The organism is Micromonospora zamorensis (genome assembly GCF_900090275.1).
In the GTDB taxonomy this organism is placed as follows: Bacteria; Actinomycetota; Actinomycetes; order Mycobacteriales; family Micromonosporaceae; genus Micromonospora; species Micromonospora zamorensis.
In genome coordinates, this window is sequence record NZ_LT607755.1 from 1,682,446 (window position 1) to 1,699,950 (window position 17,505).

General features: G+C 71.3%; 15 protein-coding genes. 13 read left to right on the plus strand and 2 right to left on the minus strand.

Going from position 1 to position 17,505, the window contains the following annotated elements; genetic code table 11:
- Positions 1-11: 11 nt before the first annotated feature.
- The 5 genes from GA0070619_RS07555 (at position 12) to GA0070619_RS07575 (ending at position 4,925) form a co-directional block, all read left to right on the plus strand.
- A complete protein-coding gene (locus tag GA0070619_RS07555; protein ID WP_088947404.1) occupies positions 12-893 on the plus strand; it encodes a branched-chain amino acid ABC transporter permease in 882 nt (293 codons plus the stop codon).
- A complete protein-coding gene (locus GA0070619_RS07560) occupies positions 890-1,906 on the plus strand; it encodes a branched-chain amino acid ABC transporter permease (RefSeq protein ID WP_088947405.1) in 1,017 nt (338 codons plus the stop codon). Before GA0070619_RS07555 ends, GA0070619_RS07560 begins: the two co-directional genes overlap by 4 nt.
- A 77-nt stretch (positions 1,907-1,983) precedes the next feature.
- Positions 1,984-2,655: a transcriptional regulator gene (locus tag GA0070619_RS07565; RefSeq protein ID WP_231927315.1), complete on the plus strand. Its 672-nt coding sequence runs from the start codon at positions 1,984-1,986 to the stop codon at positions 2,653-2,655.
- A gap of 81 nt (positions 2,656-2,736) precedes the next feature.
- Positions 2,737-4,305 (plus strand): MFS transporter, encoded by a 1,569-nt coding sequence (locus GA0070619_RS07570; protein WP_088947406.1) that lies wholly within the window; start codon positions 2,737-2,739, stop codon positions 4,303-4,305.
- A gap of 11 nt (positions 4,306-4,316) precedes the next feature.
- Positions 4,317-4,925, plus strand: a complete 609-nt coding sequence (locus GA0070619_RS07575) for a TetR/AcrR family transcriptional regulator (protein WP_088947407.1) — start codon at positions 4,317-4,319, stop codon at positions 4,923-4,925.
- A gap of 34 nt (positions 4,926-4,959) precedes the next feature.
- On the opposite strand, the gene GA0070619_RS07580 is transcribed toward GA0070619_RS07575, so the two are convergent.
- Both GA0070619_RS07580 and GA0070619_RS07585 read right to left on the minus strand, forming a co-directional pair.
- Positions 4,960-6,879, minus strand: coding sequence for a helix-turn-helix domain-containing protein (locus GA0070619_RS07580; protein ID WP_088947408.1), 1,920 nt, complete (start codon positions 6,877-6,879; stop codon positions 4,960-4,962).
- Positions 6,880-6,893: 14 nt separating this feature from the next.
- A complete protein-coding gene (locus GA0070619_RS07585; protein WP_088947409.1) occupies positions 6,894-7,676 on the minus strand; it encodes a 3-hydroxybutyrate dehydrogenase in 783 nt (260 codons plus the stop codon).
- Positions 7,677-8,038: 362 nt separating this feature from the next.
- Between GA0070619_RS07585 and ruvC the strand changes: the two genes are divergently transcribed.
- The 8 genes from ruvC (at position 8,039) to GA0070619_RS07625 (ending at position 17,467) form a co-directional block, all read left to right on the plus strand.
- Positions 8,039-8,566 (plus strand): crossover junction endodeoxyribonuclease RuvC, encoded by a 528-nt coding sequence (ruvC, locus tag GA0070619_RS07590; protein ID WP_088947410.1) that lies wholly within the window; start codon positions 8,039-8,041, stop codon positions 8,564-8,566.
- Positions 8,563-9,165 carry a Holliday junction branch migration protein RuvA gene (gene ruvA, locus GA0070619_RS07595; RefSeq protein WP_088947411.1) on the plus strand — a complete coding sequence of 201 codons (603 nt, stop codon included), beginning with the start codon at positions 8,563-8,565 and terminating at the stop codon, positions 9,163-9,165. Before ruvC ends, ruvA begins: the two co-directional genes overlap by 4 nt.
- Positions 9,162-10,229, plus strand: a complete 1,068-nt coding sequence (gene ruvB, locus GA0070619_RS07600) for a Holliday junction branch migration DNA helicase RuvB (protein ID WP_088947412.1) — start codon at positions 9,162-9,164, stop codon at positions 10,227-10,229. Before ruvA ends, ruvB begins: the two co-directional genes overlap by 4 nt.
- A 121-nt stretch (positions 10,230-10,350) precedes the next feature.
- Positions 10,351-10,707 carry a preprotein translocase subunit YajC gene (yajC, locus tag GA0070619_RS07605; RefSeq protein WP_231927316.1) on the plus strand — a complete coding sequence of 119 codons (357 nt, stop codon included), beginning with the start codon at positions 10,351-10,353 and terminating at the stop codon, positions 10,705-10,707.
- A gap of 279 nt (positions 10,708-10,986) precedes the next feature.
- Positions 10,987-12,897 (plus strand): protein translocase subunit SecD, encoded by a 1,911-nt coding sequence (secD, locus tag GA0070619_RS07610; protein WP_172862000.1) that lies wholly within the window; start codon positions 10,987-10,989, stop codon positions 12,895-12,897.
- A 1-nt stretch (position 12,898) separates the two neighbouring features.
- Entirely contained in the window at positions 12,899-14,092 is a 1,194-nt protein-coding gene (gene secF / locus GA0070619_RS07615) for a protein translocase subunit SecF (RefSeq protein WP_088947415.1), read from the plus strand.
- 88 nt (positions 14,093-14,180) lie between these two features.
- A complete protein-coding gene (locus tag GA0070619_RS07620; RefSeq protein WP_088951624.1) occupies positions 14,181-14,747 on the plus strand; it encodes an adenine phosphoribosyltransferase in 567 nt (188 codons plus the stop codon).
- Between the two features lie 197 nt (positions 14,748-14,944).
- Positions 14,945-17,467 carry a RelA/SpoT family protein gene (locus GA0070619_RS07625; RefSeq protein WP_088947416.1) on the plus strand — a complete coding sequence of 841 codons (2,523 nt, stop codon included), beginning with the start codon at positions 14,945-14,947 and terminating at the stop codon, positions 17,465-17,467.
- Positions 17,468-17,505: the final 38 nt, after the last annotated feature.

The window sequence follows — 17,505 nt, forward strand, 5'->3', positions numbered from 1 at the left end:
GGCGTGACGCTGTGAGCGGCTTCGCGCAGAACACGTTCAACGGGTTGGTGAGCGGAGCGTTCTACGCCCTGCTCGCCCTCGGGCTCGCCGTCATCTTCGGCATGCTGCGGGTGGTCAACTTCGCGCACGGCGCGTTCTACATGCTCGGCGCGTTCGGGGCGTACGTGCTGCTCACCGAGGCTGGAGTGCCGTTCTGGGCCGCCCTGGTGATCATGCCGGTGGGGCTGGGACTGCTCGGCATGGCGCTGGAACGCACCGTGATCCAGCGGCTGACCAGGCTCGACCCGCTCTACAACTTCCTGCTCACCTTCGGCCTGACGCTGATCCTCCAGGATCTGGTGAAGCTGCGCTACGGCGTGCAGTCCAGCCCGTACGAGACCCCGTCGCTGTTGAGCGGGTCGGTCAACTTCGGGCTCTTCGACTTCCCGACGTACCGGGTGTTCATCCTCGGCTTCGCGGTGCTGCTCTGCGTCGCCGTGTGGTGGGTGCTCACCCGTACCCGGATCGGGATGGTGGTTCGGGCGTCCACCGAGCGGCCCGACCTGACCCGCGCCTTCGGCATCGACGTCGGGCGGTGGGTGACACCGGTCTTCGGCTTCGGGATCGGGCTGGCCGGTCTCGCCGGCGTGCTGGCCGCACCGATGCGCGCGGTGAACCCGCTGATGGGGGCCGACCTGATCATCGTGGTGTTCGCGGTGGTCGTGATCGGCGGGCTGGGCTCGATCTTCGGTTCGGTCGCCGCCGGCTTCGGCATCGGCCTCGTGCAGGCGTGGGGTGAGGCGTACCTGTCGGCCTTCCCGATCGTCTCGCAGACCATCGTCTTCGTCGTGATGGCCGGCGTGCTGCTCTGGCGCCCGGCCGGCTTGTTCGGTCGTGAGGAGGCTCCCGCATGACCAGCACCGTGGACACTGCCGCCGCCGACGCGTCCCGCTCGACGCCGCCGTCCGGGCTGATCGCCGTGGCCCGGGCTCCCGGCTGGGTGCGGTACGCGCTGCTCGCCGTCGGGCTGGCCGTCGCGGCGTGGTTGCCCAACGGCCTCTACCCGGCGGTCGCGGTGGACATCCTCTGCTGGGCGCTGTTCGCCGTCGCGGTGGACCTGCTGCTCGGCTTCACCGGGCTGATGTCCTTCGGTCACGCCGCGTTCTGGGGCACCTCGGCGTACGTCACCGGCCTGGTGGCCATCCACGCGGGCCTGCCGTTCCCGCTCGCGGTGCTGGCCGGCGCGCTCGCCGCGGCCGTTCTGGCGGTGCCGATCGGATACCTCGCGGTCAAGCGGACCGGCATCTACTTCGCGATGGTGACCCTGGCGTTCGCGCAGATGGTCTACTACGTGGCCAACGAGTGGCGTTCGGTCACGCAGGGTGAGAACGGTCTCCAGGGGGTGCCCCGTTCGTTCTTCGGCCTGGATCTGACCGACGACTACTTCTTCTACTACGCGATCCTGCCGATCGTGCTGCTCGGGCTGGCCGCCGCCTGGCGGATCGTGCACTCGCCGTTCGGTCGGGTGCTGGTCGGCATCCGGGACAACCCGGCCCGGGCGCGGGCACTGGGCTACCCGGTACACCGCTACAAGCTCACCGCGTTCGTGCTCTCCGGGTTCATCGCCGGCCTCGGCGGCGGGCTGTTCGCTGTCGGCCACCGGTTCGTCTCGCTGGACGTGCTGCACTGGACCACCTCCGGCAAGGCGGTCATCGTTGTGGTGCTCGGTGGCATCGGCACCCTCTGGGGTGGGGTGCTCGGCGCCGGCATCGTGGTGCGGCTGGAGGACTGGCTGTCGTTCTCCGGGTTCGAGGCGATCGGCCTGGTGACCGGCGGCATCTTCGTCCTCGTGGTCGTGCTGTTCCGCCGTGGCATCTGGGGCAGCGTCGCCGCGCTGGCCCATCGGCTGGCGGCCCGTCGCCGGTAAATCTCACGACGGCGCATCCGCCGCGCGCCGTTTCAGCGAACCCCCGGGTAGGGAACGTCTACCCGGGGGTGCGTCTGGTGCTGATCGAGCCGATGCCGGCCGAGGCCGTGGAGATCGCGCACAAGCAGGTGTCGCTGGCTGCCGAGGACCTGGACGGCAACGCCGTCGCGACGCTGGTGCTGGAGTTGGCCGAGGCCTGGGGCGTGCCGGCGCTCTGGGAGCAGGTCTGTCGTCCGTTGCTGGCCGGGCTGTCGGGGCGTACCGCCGCCGAGGTGGTCGTCGAGCACGCCCTCAGCGAGGGTGTCCGGGTCGGGCTGGACGTCTACCGCCGGGAGCCGGGCCGGTCGCTGCCGACCGGTGGCGTGCTGCTGGCGGGTGCCGAGAAGGAGGCGCACAGTCTCGGCCTCCAGGCGCTGGCCGCCGCGCTGCGCGAGCAGGGCCGCGGGTGTCTGAATCTCGGCCCGGCGCTGCCCTGGTCGGCGCTGACCAGCGCGGTGTATCGGGCACGGCCGCACACCGTCGTGCTCTGGTCGCAGACGCCGGTCACCGGCCGCGCGTACCGTCTGGTCCGCTTCGCCCGGGAGTTCGCACGCCTGCGGGTGTACGGCGCGGGGCCGGGTTGGATCGAGCCGCTCACCGCGCCGGTGGCGCATCTCGACTCGCTGCCGAGGGCCGTCACCGCCTGCCTCGCGGGCGTCCCCGGACGTGACGCCCACCACATACGATACGGATCGGTGCCGTATCGTTAATGCGCGTCGTAGGCTGACCCGCGTTACGAGTCTGACCCGTATCGTATTGCGTCGCGGGGAAAGCGTGGGGGGAAATCAGGCATGGAGCTGCACAACAACACGGGCCACCCGAGGAGGTGGGCGATCCTCGGGGTGCTGGTGATCAGCCTCCTCGTGGTCGTCCTCGACAACACGATCCTCAACGTCGCCCTGCGCACGCTGGCCGACCCGGTGCACGGCCTCGGCGCCACCCAGGGCGAGCTGGAGTGGTCCATCAACTCCTACACGCTGGTCTTCGCCGGGCTGCTGTTCACCTTCGGGGTGCTCGGCGACCGCGCCGGCCGTAAGCGCTTCCTGATGATCGGTCTGGTGCTGTTCGGCCTGGCGTCGCTGCTCTCCGCGTACGCCCAGAGCCCCGGCCAGCTCATCGCGGCCCGCGCCCTGATGGGCGTCGGCGGCGCGGCCATCATGCCGGTGACGCTGTCGATCATCTCCAACGTCTTCGACCCGCGTGAGCGTGGTCGGGCCATCGGTGTCTGGGCCGGAGCGGTCGGTCTCGCCGTGGCCATCGGCCCGATCCTCGGCGGCGCGCTGCTGGAGCACTTCTGGTGGGGTTCGGTCTTCCTGATCAACGTGCCGGTGGTCGTCGCCGGCGTGATCCTGGTGGCGCTGCTGGTCCCCGAGTCGCGTGACCCGCGGCCGGGCCGGGTCGACGTGCTCGGTGTGCTGCTCTCCGTGGTGGGCCTGGTCGCCCTCTCCTACGGCATCATCGACGGCGGCGAGCACGGCTTCGGCCGCCCGGTGGTCTGGGGCTCGATCCTGGTCGGCATCGCGGTGCTGGCCTGGTTCGTGCAGCACGAGCGGCGCAGTGACCACCCGTCGCTGGACGTCCGGCTGTTCAAGGTGCCCCGCTTCGCCGCGCCGGTCGCCATCGTCGGTCTGGTGTTCTTCGCCGCGATGGGCTCGCTGTTCTTCGGCTCGTTCTACCTGCAACTGGTGCGGGGCTACAGCCCGCTGCAGACCGGTCTGCTCTTCCTGCCCTTCGCCGCCGCCCAGCTGGTCTTCGCACCGCGCAGCGCCGCGATGGTCCGCCGCTACGGCGGCCGGGCCGTCGCCACCGTCGGGTTGGCGCTGACAGTGGTGTCACTCGCCGCGTTCGTGTTCATCGGCGCCTCCACCCCGATCTGGGTCGTGCTGCTCGCCTTCCTCATCCAGGGCGCCGGGATGGCCAACATCATGCCGCCCGCCACCGAGTCGATCATGTCGGCGCTGCCCCGGGAGAAGGCCGGCGTGGGCTCCGCGGTCAGCAACACCGTCCGCCAGGTCGCCGGTGCGCTCGGCGTGGCGATCCTCGGCTCGGTGCTCTCCGCCGTCTACCGCAGCGACATCGGTGACGCACTGACCGGCCTGCCCACGCAGGCCCGCGACACGGCCAACGAGTCGATCTCCGGGGCGTACGCGGCGGCGGGCCAGCTCGGCCCGGACGCGCCGGCGCTGATCTCGGCGGCCAACGACGCCTTCGTCACCGCCATGCACTGGGCGGCCGGGCTCTCCGCGGTGATCGCCGCACTGGGGGTCATCGTGGTGCTGCGCTGGATGCCGGGTCGGGAGGACACCAACGTCGCCCCTGTGGCGCCGGTCGCCGAGCCCGAGTTGGCCGGCACGGCGTAGGTGCGGGAAGAATGCCGGACATGATGTCCACTGCCGATGCTCCGCGGTCGCCCGGGCGACCGCGGAGCGTCCGCGCCGACGAGGCGATCATCGAAGCCACCCTCGACCTGCTCGCCGAGGGCAGCACCATCGAGGCGCTGTCGATCGAGGCGATCGCCGCGCGGGCCGGGGTCGGCAAGGCCACCATCTACCGCCGCTGGGCCGGCAAGGACGCCCTCCTGCTGGACGCGCTGCGGCGACTCAAGGGCGTCATGGCGCAACCGGCTGGGCACTCCGTCCGCGACGACCTGGTGCTGCTGGTCGGCGCCATCGGCAAGAACGTCGACCCGCGCGCGGCGAAGATCATGCCCTGTCTGGTGCCCGCGGTGAACCGCAGCGCGGACCAGTTCCAGCTCTACCAGAACATCATCGGGCCCCGGCGGCAGCTCATGCGCGAGGTCCTGCGGCGCGGCATCGCCGAGGGGGTGCTCCGGGCCGACATCGACGTCGAGGTGACGATGGCGCTGCTCACCGGGCCGATGCTGATCCAACGGGTGCTCCAGTGGAACCCGGACCTGGACGAGCAGACCCTCCCCGAGCGGGTCGTCGACGCCGTGCTGGAGGGCATTCAGGTCCGCTGAACCGGCCGCGAGCCCGCCCGCTGGCCGGTCCTGGTCAGCCGGCCGGTGCGCGCAGCCGGTGCAGGCGCAGCGCGAGCTGCACCTCCAACGCCCGCTCCGGCCGCTGCCAGTCGGCGCCGAGCAGTTGCCCGACCCGCTCCAACCGCTGGGTGACCGTGTTGACGTGCACGTGCAACTGCTCGGCGGCCCGGGCCAGGCTGCCACCCACCCCGAAGTACGCCTCCAGCGTCTTCACCAGAGCCGTGCCCCGCCGGGCGTCGTAGTCGACCACCGGCCCGACGGTCGTGGCGAGGAACTGGGTCACGTCCTTCTCACCCCGATCGCCGACCGTGCCCAGCAGCAACCCGACGAAGCCCAGCTCCGCGGTGCTCGCACCCTGCCCGTCGCGACCCAGAGCGCCCAACGCCGTCAGGCACCGATCCGCCTCGTGGAACGTGGCGGCCAGCGCCGCCGGCCCGTTCGACGGACCACTCGCCCCGGCGGTCACCGGGCGGCCGGTCACCCGGGACAGGTCCCGCGCGACCGCGCGAGCGCTGCCACCGGCGTCCAGCCCCGGCAGCATCAGCACCACCCGGCCGTCCCGCGCCGCGGCCAGCCCGCTGCGCGCCGAGGCGTACGTGGTGGCCCAGGAGAGCACCCGCTGCCTCGCCGAGCCGGTCGCGGCGATCGCGTCGTCGCCCACCGCCACCAGCACGTGCGGCGCGTCCAGGTCGACCCCGAGGCGGCGGGCCCGACTGCGCAACGCGTCGGTGTCCCGCAACGGGCGGGCGATCAGGTCGTCCAGCAGCTCACCCCGGACCCGCCCCTCCGCCTCGGCGACCGTACGGCGGAACAACAGCAGCAGCGCGGTCACCAGCGCGGCCCGCTCCAGGATCCGCTGGTCGGCGTCGACCAACTCGTCGTCCGGACGCAGCACCAGGGCACCCAGGTTCTCCGCACCGGCCACCACCGCCGCGTACCAGAGTGGGCTGCGGCGCACGCTGCGCCCCTCGGTGCGCGAGGCCGCAACCGCCTCCACGATGTCCGCCCGGTCCGGCTCGTCGATCTCACCCACCCGGGCCAGCAGGCGGCCCTCGGCGTCCAGCGCCAGCAGCGCACCGCCCAGCACCTCGGTCACCGCCGCCGCCACGTCCTCCACACCGCCGCCGCGCAGCACCAGCGCCGTCATCCGGTCGTGCGCCGCCGCGGCCCGCTCCACCGAGCTGCTGTGGGCCCGGATGGTGGTGTTCGCCGCCGACAGCTCGCCCAGCGCCGAGCGCGTCTCGGTCAGCAGCCGGGCGGTGTCGATCGCCACCGCGGCGTGCGCGGCGAGCGAGACCAGCAGCGCCACCTCCTCCCGGACGAACGGCCGGGCCGAACGGTTGGCCGCGTAGAGCACGCCGATCGAGGTGGAGCCGAGCCGCAGCGGCACCCCGAGGATCGCCACCAGCCCCTCCTCCCCGACCCCGGCGTCGATCTCACCGGTGTGGTGGAAGCGCGCGTCCTCGCCGTAGTTCGCGGTGACGTACGGGGCCCCGGACTGGGCCACCAGCCCACCGAGGCCGGCACCCATCGGCAGGCGCAGCCGCTGGAAACGGGCCGAAACCGACCCGTCGGTCACCCGCATGTAGGTGTCGCCGCGCTCGTCGTCGTTGAGCGTCATGTAGGCCACGTCCGCGCCGAGCAGGTTGCGGGCCCGGTGCACGATCGCCCGCAACACGTCGTCCAGGTCGCGTAGCCCGGCCAGGTCACTGACCGTGTCGTACAGGCCGGACAGCTCGGTCTCGCGCCGGCGCCGGCGCTCCAGCAGCGCGCGGACCCGCAACGCCACCGACTTGGCCTGCTCCAGCTCGGCCAGCTTGTCGGGCGGCAGCCCGGCAGCACGCGCGGCCACCAACGGTCCCTCGAACTCGACAGCGGCGGCCTCCCGCGCGAGCAGTTCCAGGAACTCCACCGGCGAAGACATGGTCGACATTGTGCTCGGGCCCACTAGTTGGCCGTCCAGCCCCCGTCGAGGGCGATCGACGCGCCGGTGATGAAGGCCGCCGGCGGCGAGCAGAGGTACGCCAGCAGCTCGGCCACCTCCTCCGGTTCGATCAGTCGCTTGATCGCGGCCCGGGCCAGCATGATCTTTTCGATCACCTCGGTCTCGTCGATGCCGTGGCTCGCCGCCTGGTCGGCGATCTGGCTTTCCACCAACGCCGTGCGGACGTACGCCGGGTTGATGCAGTTGGCGGTCACCCCGTGCGCGGCGCCCTCCAACGCGACCACCTTCGACAGCCCCTCCAGAGCGTGCTTGGCCGAGACGTAGGCCGCCTTGTACGGCGACGCGCGCAGCCCGTGCACCGAGGAGATGTTGACGATGCGACCCCAGCCCCGGGCGTACATGTGCGGCAGCGCCCGGCGGATCAGCAGGAACGGCGCCTCCACCATCACCCGCTGGATGTACTCGAAGCGCTCGACGGGAAAGTCCTGCACCGGCGCGACGTGCTGGAGCCCGGCGTTGTTGACCACGATGTCCACGTCCACGTCGAGGCGGTCCACCGCCGCGGCGTCGGACAGGTCCACGCCCTCGGCCCGGCCGCCAGCCTCGGCCGCGACCGCCTTGGCCGCCTCCAGGTTGCGGTCCACCACGAGCACCTTGGCACCGGCCGCGCCCAGCCGCAGGGCGCACGCCCGCCCGATGCCGCTGCCGCCCCCGGTGACCAGGGCGGTCCGACCGGCGAGGTCGACCTGTACGACGTGGGGGACCGCCACGGGTTCTGCCGTCATGGCGCAAGAAGTTACGAGCTGTGTGCTCCCCGGCACATGGGCCAGCGACACATACTCCGGCGCAAAGCTGTGTGGCCCCACCCGCCCCTGCCACCCACTCCCGCCCCACCGCCGCTCGCGACCACCCCGCTCCGGCCCCGTCCCGCCGCGCCGCGGGCACGGTGTTCGTCGTCAAGATCCGCGCAACATCAGGGATGTTGCTGTCTCTCGCCCGCCGGAGGCAGCAACATCCGGGAAGTTGCGTAGATCTTGGCGTGGGGCGTGGGGCGTGGGCGTGGGGCGTGTCCCGTGGGGCTCCTGGGAAGGGCGGGCAGTAGGGTGTCGAACACACGTACTGGTCACGGTTTTCGGGGAGGGGTCGCGTGCGGGTGCTGGGTGTCGACCCGGGGTTGACCCGGTGTGGGGTGGGCGTGGTCGAGGGTGTGCCGGGCCGGCCCTGCACTCTCATCGCCTACTACGTGGTCTACACCGACCCGGCCGACGACCTGTCGCTGCGCCTGCTGCACCTGGATCAGTCGCTGACCAAGCTGGTCGCCGAGCACCAGCCGGAGAGTGTCGCCGTCGAGCGGGTGTTCAGCCAGCACAACGTGCGCACGGTGATGGGCACCGCGCAGGCCAGCGGCATCGCCGTGCTGGCAGGGGCGCGTGCCGGGCTGCCGGTGCAGACGTACACGCCGAGCGAGGTGAAGGCGGCCGTGACCGGGTCCGGTCAGGCCGACAAGGCGCAGATGACCGCCATGGTGACCCGGCTGTTGCGGCTGGCCGAGCCACCGAAGCCGGCCGACGCCGCCGACGCGCTGGCCCTGGCCATCTGCCACGTGTGGCGCGGCGGCACCCGCTCCAAGCTGGCCGCGGCGGCCGACCGGGTACGACGAGGAGGAGCACGATGATCGCCAGCGTGCGCGGCACGGTGACCGCGACGGGTCCGGACCAGGCCGTGATCGAGGTCGGCGGTGTCGGTCTCGCCGTGCACTGCGCTCCCGGCACGCTCGCCGAGCTGCGGGTCGGTCAGGTCGCCCGCCTCGCGACCAGCCTGATCGTGCGGGAAGACTCGCTGACCCTCTACGGCTTCGCCGACGACGACGCCAAGTCGCTGTTCGAGCTGCTCCAGACCGCCAGCGGGGTGGGCCCGCGACTGGCCCAGGCGGTGCTGGCCGTGCACACCCCGGACGCGGTGCGCAAGGCGATCGCCAACGCCGACACGGCGGCGCTGACCCGGGTGCCCGGGATCGGCAAGAAGGGCGCCGAGCGCCTGGTGCTGGAGCTGCGCGACCGGATCGGCCCGGTGTCGATCGGCGCCGACGGCGTGGGCGGGGTGACCGTTGGCGCCTGGCCAGACCAGGTCCGGCAGGCGCTCGTCGGCCTGGGCTGGTCCGCCGGTCAGGCCGATCAGGCGGTGGCCGCCGTGGCGGAGACCATCGACGGCCCGACGCCGCCGGTGCCGGTCCTGCTCAAGCAGGCCATCCGTCTGCTGGGCCGCACCCGATGAGCGAGATCGACGGGCTCGTCTCGGCGTACGTGAGCGACGCGGAACGGGACGCGGAGGCCACGGTACGGCCAAAGCGGCTGGCCGAGTTCATCGCCCAGGACCGGGTGCGCGATCAGCTCGACCTGTTGTTGCAGGGAGCGATGCGGCGGGGGTCACCACCGGACCACATCCTGCTCTCCGGCCCACCGGGGCTGGGCAAGACGAGTCTGGCCAACATCGTCGCTGCGGAGCTGGGCGCGGGCATCCGGGTGACCAGCGGCCCGGCGATCGAGCGTTCCGGTGATCTGGCGGCCATCCTGACCAGCCTCGCCGAGGGCGATGTGCTCTTCATCGACGAGATCCACCGCATCGCGCGGCCGGCGGAGGAGCTGCTCTACAGCGCGATGGAGGACTTCCGGGTCGACGTGGTGGTCGGCAAGGGTCCGGGGGCGACGGCGATCCCGCTGGACGTCGAGCCGTTCACCCTGGTGGGGGCGACGACGCGTTCGGGCCTGTTGACCGGGCCGATGCGGGACCGGTTCGGTTTCGTCGCGCATCTCGACTTCTACGCCCCGGCGGATCTGGAGACGCTGCTGCACCGCTCGGCGCGGATTCTCGGTGTGCCGATCACCCCCGAGGGCGCGACCGAGATCGCCGGTCGGTCCCGGGGCACGCCCCGGATCGCCAACCGGCTGCTGCGCCGGGTCCGCGACTACGCGGAGGTGCGGGCCCACGGGGTGGTGGATCTCGACACCGCCCGGGCGGCCCTGATCGTGTACGACGTGGATGCGCTCGGCCTGGACCGGCTGGACCGGGCGGTGCTGACCGCGCTGGTCGACTCGTTCCGGGGTGGCCCGGTGGGTCTGTCCACCCTCGCTGTGGCGGTGGGGGAGCAGCCGGACACGGTCGAGGAGGTCTGCGAGCCGTTCCTGGTCCGTGCCGGCCTGTTGGCCCGTACGCCTCGGGGCCGGGTGGCGACTGAGGGAGCTTGGCGGCATCTCGGACGTACCCCGCCGAATGGTGCATTTGGTATGGATAGTCCGCCCGCGCCCGATCTGTTCTCCTTGGACACCGATCAGCCGTGATGTGAACGTGATCTGTGCCGCATTCGGCGTTCTCAGGTGCAGGGTTTAGACTTCGCCGCGGTCTGTACAGGACGTGAGAATCCGCCTCCGCTCCGGCACCCCGGTGCCGGGCAGGTGGCCAATGGGAAGGTCAGTAACCGTGCATTTGGCAGCAGCGGGTGGCGGGGCCGGCGGTTTCACGCCGATCCTGATGATCGCCCTGCTCTTCGGTGTCATGTACTTCATGATGATCCGGCCCCAGCAGAAGCGCCGCAAAGAGGCAGAGGCGATGCAGTCCAACCTCGGCCCCGGCGACGAGGTCGTGACCATCGGTGGGCTCTACGGCACGGTCACCGGCATCGAGGACGACACCGTCCTGATCGAGGTCGCTCCGGGCGTGCAGACCCGCTACGCCCGACCGGCCATCGCCCGGGTGGTCACCCGCGCGGAGCTGCCGAGCGAGCCGGTCACCGAGGACGCGGACGTCGTCAAGGAGTGACCCTTCCTCCCGGGGGTGGCGAGTCCGGCGTACGGCCGGTCGACCGGCTTCCGGGCCGCCGCGCCCGACGGGGCAGCGGACGAGACGTGAAAACTGGATAGTTGGGTCGACGCCGGGCGTCGGCACGTTCCCGTGACCGTCGGCGTCCCCACGCCGGCGTGACCGGTCCTCGTGTCGGCACCTCGTCGGCCCAGGGCCGACCCGTCGGCCGGGACCCCCGGCCCGACACCCGCCGCCGCTGCGCGCAGCGGCGCGACCGTACAGGGAGACAGGACAGCCGTGGCACCACCTCAGGGACAGATGCGCCCCGGGCGGCAGCTCGCCGTGCTCGGGTTCATCTTCGTCGTCCTCTACCTTTTGGTGTTCTTCTCGGGTGCCAGCGGCAGCCTGAAGGACCGGCTCGAGCCCCGGCTCGGTCTGGACCTCATCGGCGGGACCCGGGTGACGCTGGAGGCGACGAACAGCGTCGACGGCAAGCCTCCGACGGCGGAGAACCTCGAGGAGGCCCGCCAGATCATCGAGAGCCGCGTCAACGCGTTCGGCGTGGCCGAGGCCGAGGTGGTCACCGAGGGCAACCGCAACATCGTCATCTCCCTGCCCGGTGAGAACCGCAACCTCGACGACGTCGGCGAAGCGGCCGAGCTGCGCTTCCGCAAGGTCCTCAAGGCCGCCGACGGCAGCGGGACGGCCGCCGTGCCGCCGCCGGCCGCCACGCCGGCCCCGTCCGGCAGCGCCGTGCCGACCCCGTCCGGCAGCGCGGTCCCGACCCCGTCGGGCAGTGGCGCGCCGAAGGCGACCTCCTCGCCCAGCGGTGGTCAGGGCGGGATGGCCCCGGCGTCGCCGAGCGCCACGCCGACCCCGTCCGCGTCCGCCTCGCCGAGTGCCGCCGCCCCCACGGCGAGCGCCAGCACCGAGCCGGTGCCGGCCAGCATCGAGCAGCAGCGCAAGGCCGTCGAGCAGAAGGTGGGCGCCGCGTCCTGGCAGGCCGCCAACGGTCTGCAGGCCCCCGCCGACCTGGCGTCCGACCCCTCGCTGGCCGACAAGCTCAAGCCGTTCGGCACGCTGACGCCGCAAGAGGTCGCCGTGCTGCCGGCGCAGATGCAGTTCAACGTGCCGACCATCGGTTGCGCGCAGCTCGACGCCCGCCCGCCGGCGTCGATCTCGGACGCGAAGCAGCAGGTCGTCTCCTGCGAGGACGGCGCCTCGAAGTACTTGCTCGACCAGGCCAAGGTGCTGGGCACCGACGTGTCCGACGCCGACGCGGTGCTCGACCAGACCAACGCCTGGGTGGTCAGCCTCGACTTCACCGGCAACGGCCAGGGCAAGTGGACGGCGCTGACCCGTGAGGCGTTCAACAACGAGGGTCAGGCCTGCGACGCGACCGCGCTGGGTCAGGACGGCAAGTGCCGGGTGGCCGTCGTGCTGGACAACGAGATCGTCTCCTCCCCGGAGATCCAGGCCGTGCTGACCGGCAACTCGCAGATCACCGGCAACTTCAACCAGAAGGACGCCAGCACGCTGGCCGGTCAGCTGCGCTACGGCGCGCTGCCGGTGACCTTCGAGCAGCAGGAGGCGCAGAACGTCACCGCCACGCTGGGTGCCAGCCACCTGCGCGCCGGTCTGCTCGCGGCCGGCATCGGCATGCTGCTGGTCATCATCTACGCGTTCTTCTACTACCGGCTGCTCGGCTCGGTGATCTTCCTGAGCCTGATCCTCTCCGCGCTGCTCGTCTTCGGCGCGCTGGTGGTGCTCGGCCGGCAGATCGGCTTCACGCTCACCCTCGCCGGCATCGCCGGCATGATCGTGTCGTTGGGTGTCGCGGCGGACTCGTTCGTCATCTACTTCGAACGGTTGAAGGACGAGATCCGGGAGGGGCGCAGCCCGCGTAGCGCGGTGCCCCGTGCCTGGATCCGCGCCCGCCGGACGATCATCTCGGCCAACGCGATCACCCTGCTCTCCGCGGTGGTGCTCTACGTGGTCTCGGTCGGCACGGTCAAGGGCTTCGCGTTCGCCCTCGGTCTGGCCACGGTCCTGGACCTGGTCGTGGTCTTCCTCTTCCGCCACCCGATCATGACCATGTTCGCCCGGACCCGGGCGTTCCTGTCCCCGCGGGTCAGCGGTCTGGGTCGGGCGCTTCCGGCCCGCAACCAGCCGACTCAGCCCCGCAACCCGCGCGCCAAGGAGGCCTGAGATGGCTGAAAACGGTCTGGCGAGCCGCCTCTACAACGGCGAAGCCGGTCTCAACGTCGTCGGCAAGCGCAAGGTCTGGTTCGGCGTCGCCGGGGTCCTGATCCTGATCGCGCTCCTCAGCTTCGGGCTGCGTGGCTTCAGCCTCGGCATCGAGTTCGCCGGCGGCAACTCGTTCCAGGTGCCGGCCAGCGTCGGCACCCTGGAGGACGCCGAGCGGGAGGTCAACTCGGCCCTCGCCACGGAGAACACCGGCGTCACGGTGGCCACCGCACAGAAGGTCGGCGGCACCGGCGGCGACACCTATGAGCTGCGTACGGCGCAGCTCGACGCCGACCAGACCACTGCGGTCAAGGCCCAGATCGCCGAGGACCTCGGCATCGACCCGGCTCAGATCAGCAGCAACCAGGTCAGCGAGGCGTGGGGCAGCCAGGTGACCGAGCGGGCCGTGCTCGGTCTGGTCATCTTCATCGCGCTGGTCATGGTCTACCTGATCCTGCGCTTCGAGTGGCGGATGGCGGTCGCCGCGGTCGCCTCGCTGATCACGAACCTGATCCTCACCGCCGGCATCTACTCGCTGGTCGGCTTCGAGGTCACCCCGTCGACGATCATCGGCTTCCTCACGATCCTGGGCTTCGCGCTCTACGACGTGGTGGTGGTCTTCGACAAGGTGCAGGAGAACACGCGGGGCATCACCGCCAACAACAACCAGACGTACGGCGAGGCGGCCAACCTGGCCGTCAACCAGAGCCTGATGCGGTCGCTGAACACCTCGGTGGTCGCCCTGCTGCCGGTCGGCGGTCTGCTCTTCATCGGTGCCGGCCTGCTCGGCGCCGGCACGCTGAAGGACCTCGGCCTGGTGCTGTTCGTCGGTATGGCGGTGGCGTTCCTGACCTCCATCCTGGTGGCCACCCCGCTGCTGGCGCTGCTGAAGAACTACGACCCGCGGATCCAGGCGCACAACAAGCGCGTCCTGACCCGTCGGGGCGCCCTGGCCCGTGGCGAGGTCACCCCGAAGGGGGCCGCGAGCCCGGCCCAGGCCGACGCGACCGACGAGCCGCTCGACCCGGACGCCGCCGCGCTGGCGGGCGCCGCCCCCAAGGTGGGCGCCCGGCCGGCGGGCAAGCGGCCGACCGGTGCCCGGGGCGGTCGCCCGGGTGGCGGCGGCAACCGGCCGGGTGGCGCCAAGCGGCGCTGACCCGAACGGAAACACCCGAACGGCGTCCGGCATGCTGTGTGAGCAGCACTGCCGGACGCCGTCGTCGTTGAAGGAGAGCGGAACAGCCGTGACGGAGACCCACAGCACCGAGGCGCGCGGGGACAGCGGCCCGGAGGCCGCCCGACTGGTCGCCAGCCGGGTGCTGGACGTGCCCGACTTCCCCAAGCCCGGCGTCCTGTTCAAGGACCTGATGCCGCTGTTCGCCGACGGGAAGGTCTTCCGTGAGGTGATCGACGGGATCGTCGCGTACCACGGGCGGGACGCCTTCGACGTGGTGGTCGGCATCGAGGCGCGCGGCTTCGTCGTCGCGGCGGCCGTCGCCTACGCGGCCGGGGTGGGCGTGGTGCCGGTGCGCAAGGCCGGCAAGCTGCCCCGTCCGGCGCACTCGGTGTCCTACGCCCTGGAGTACGGCGAGGCCACCCTGGAGGTGCACGAGGATGCCTTCACCGCCGGGCACCGGGTCCTGGTCGTCGACGACGTGCTGGCCACCGGCGGCACCGCCGAGGCGACGCTGGACCTGGTCGAGCGGGCCGGCGGCACCGTCACCGGCTTCACGGTCCTGCTGGAGCTCGGGTTCCTGGGCGGGCGCGAGCGGTTGGCGCAGCGTCCGGTGCACGCCCTGCTGACCGTTTGAGCAGTTAGACACGCGGCTGACCGTTTGATCCCAGATCCGGCGGACACTGCCGGCGTCGACCGTCCGGCGGAGCGGCAGGTGGCCTCCGGTGCGGGTAGCATTGCCCTTTGCTGACGCCGGCCGCACACGTCCGGCGAGGCGAGACCAGGCCGGCCGATGTTCGGTCGGTGTGTTTCCGGCGAGCGGTGAGGAGGCCGGTGTCCCACGATGTCGTCCCTCCGGCGGAGGGCACGGTGCACCCGACAGGCGACGCTGACGGCTCGGTGACTGACCGGTCAGGCGATGCGCCGGCCCGGGTGACGGGCACCGGCAACGGCTCCGGCAGGGCTGCGGGCGAGACCACTGTCCGCCCGATCAGCGGCCCGCCGAGCGTCGAGGCCGCGCCCGGCGCCGACGGGGTTGTCGTGCCGTTCCCGACCGACGCGGGCATCGACCCGTCGCCGAGCGGTGGCTTCGGGCTGTCCAACGCGCCCACCGGCCGGCGCGTGCGGGCCCGGCTGGCCCGGTTCAACGCGCCCTGGCAGACCTCGCAGGTCAGCGAGGTGCTGGAGCCGCTGATCGCGAGCCATCGGGACAACCACCCCAAGGCCGACGCCCGGCTGCTGCAGCGCGCCTTCGACACGGCCGCGCGGTGGCACTCCGGGCAGTACCGCAAGTCCGGCGACCCGTACATCACCCACCCGCTCGCGGTGGCGACCATCCTCGGCAACCTGGGGATGGACACCACCACGCTGGTCGCCGCCCTGCTGCACGACACCATCGAGGACACCGAATACACCCTCGACCAGATGCGCGCCGACTTCGGTGGCGAGGTCGCCCTCCTGGTCGATGGCGTCACGAAGCTCGACAAGGTCAAGCTGGGTGACGCGGCCAAGGCCGAGACGATCCGCAAGATGGTCGTGGCGATGGCCAAGGACCCCCGGGTGCTGGTGATCAAGCTGGCTGACCGGCTGCACAACATGCGCACCCTGACCTTCCTGCCCCGCCCCAAGCAGGAGCAGAAGGCCAAGGAGACGCTGGAGATCCTGGCGCCTCTCGCGCACCGGCTCGGTATGAACACGATCAAGTGGGAGCTGGAGGACCTGTCCTTCGGCACGTTGTTCCCGAAGCGCTACGAGGAGATCAACCGGCTGATCGGGGAGCACCAGCCGCAGCGCGAGACGCTGCTGCGGCAGGTCACCCAGAAGGTCGGCACCGACCTGAAGGCCGCCAAGATCAAGGCGGAGACCACCGGGCGGCCGAAGCACCTCTACTCGATCTACCAGAAGATGATCGTGCGGGGTCGGGACTTCAACGACATCTACGACCTGGTCGGGGTGCGGATCCTGGTCGACACGGTTCGGGACTGCTACGCGGCGCTGGGTGTCATCCACGCCAACTGGCAGCCGGTGCCGGGCCGCTTCAAGGACTACATCGCGATGCCCAAGTTCAACATGTACCAGTCGTTGCACACGACTGTCATCGGGCCCACCGGCAAGCCGGTGGAGATGCAGATCCGCACGTACGCGATGCACCGCACCGCGGAGTTCGGCATCGCCGCGCACTGGAAGTACAAGGAGCACAAGGGCACCCAGATCGTCGGCCCGCCCGCACACATCGACGAGATGACCTGGTTGCGGCAGCTGCTCGACTGGCAGCGTGAGGCGGCCGACCCGAGCGAGTTCCTGGACGCGCTGCGCTTCGACCTGTCCAGCCAGGAGGTGTACGTCTTCACCCCGAAGGGTGACGTCATCCCGCTGCCGACCGGGTCGACGCCTGTGGACTTCGCGTACGCGGTGCACACCGAGGTCGGGCACAAGTGCATCGGGGCGCGGGTCAACGGCAAGCTGGTGCCGTTGGAGTCGACGCTGTCCAACGGCGACGTGATCGAGATCTTCACGTCGAAGTCCGAGACGGCCGGCCCCACGCAGGACTGGCTGGGCTTCGTCAAGAGCCCCCGCGCCCGGACGAAGATCCGGCAGTACTTCAACAAGGAACGGCGCGAGGAGGCGATCGAGGCCGGCAAGGACGCGATCGTCAAGGCGATGCGCAAGCAGGGCATGCCGTTGCAGCGGATGCTCACCTCCGACGCGCTGATGTCGATCGCCCGGGACCTGCACCTCGCCGACGTGGCCTCGCTCTACGCGGCGGTCGGCGACAGCCAGGTCTCCGCGCAGTCGGTGGTGCAGAAGCTGATGGCCGCGTACGGCGGCGAGGAGGGGGCGGCGGAGGACATCGCCGAGACCGCCGTCGCCACCCGGCCACCGCGCAGCCGGCAGAGCAGCAGCGACCCCGGTGTGGTGGTGCGGGGCGTCAGCGACGTCTGGATCAAGCTGGCCCGCTGCTGCACCCCGGTCCCACCGGACTCGGTGTTCGGCTTCGTCACCCGCTCCGGCGGGGTGAGCGTGCACCGCGACGACTGCGCCAACGCCGAGGACCTGCGGGCGCAGAGCGAGCGCGTGGTCGAGGTGAGTTGGAAGCTCACCTCCGCCTCGACGTTCCTGGTCGCGATCCAGGTCGAGGCACTGGACCGGCACAAGCTGCTGGCCGACGTCACCCGGGTGCTCTCCGACGAGCGGGTCAACATCCTCTCCGCGACCGTCACCACGACCCGCGACCGGGTGGCGGTGAGCCGGTTCAGCTTCGAGATGGCCGACCCGAAGCACCTAGGCCACCTGCTGGCCACGGTCCGCAAGGTCGACGGCGTCTTCGACGCGTACCGGGTCACCTCCGGCGCCTGACGCGTACCCCGGACACGACAGCGCCCGCCGGCTCAGCC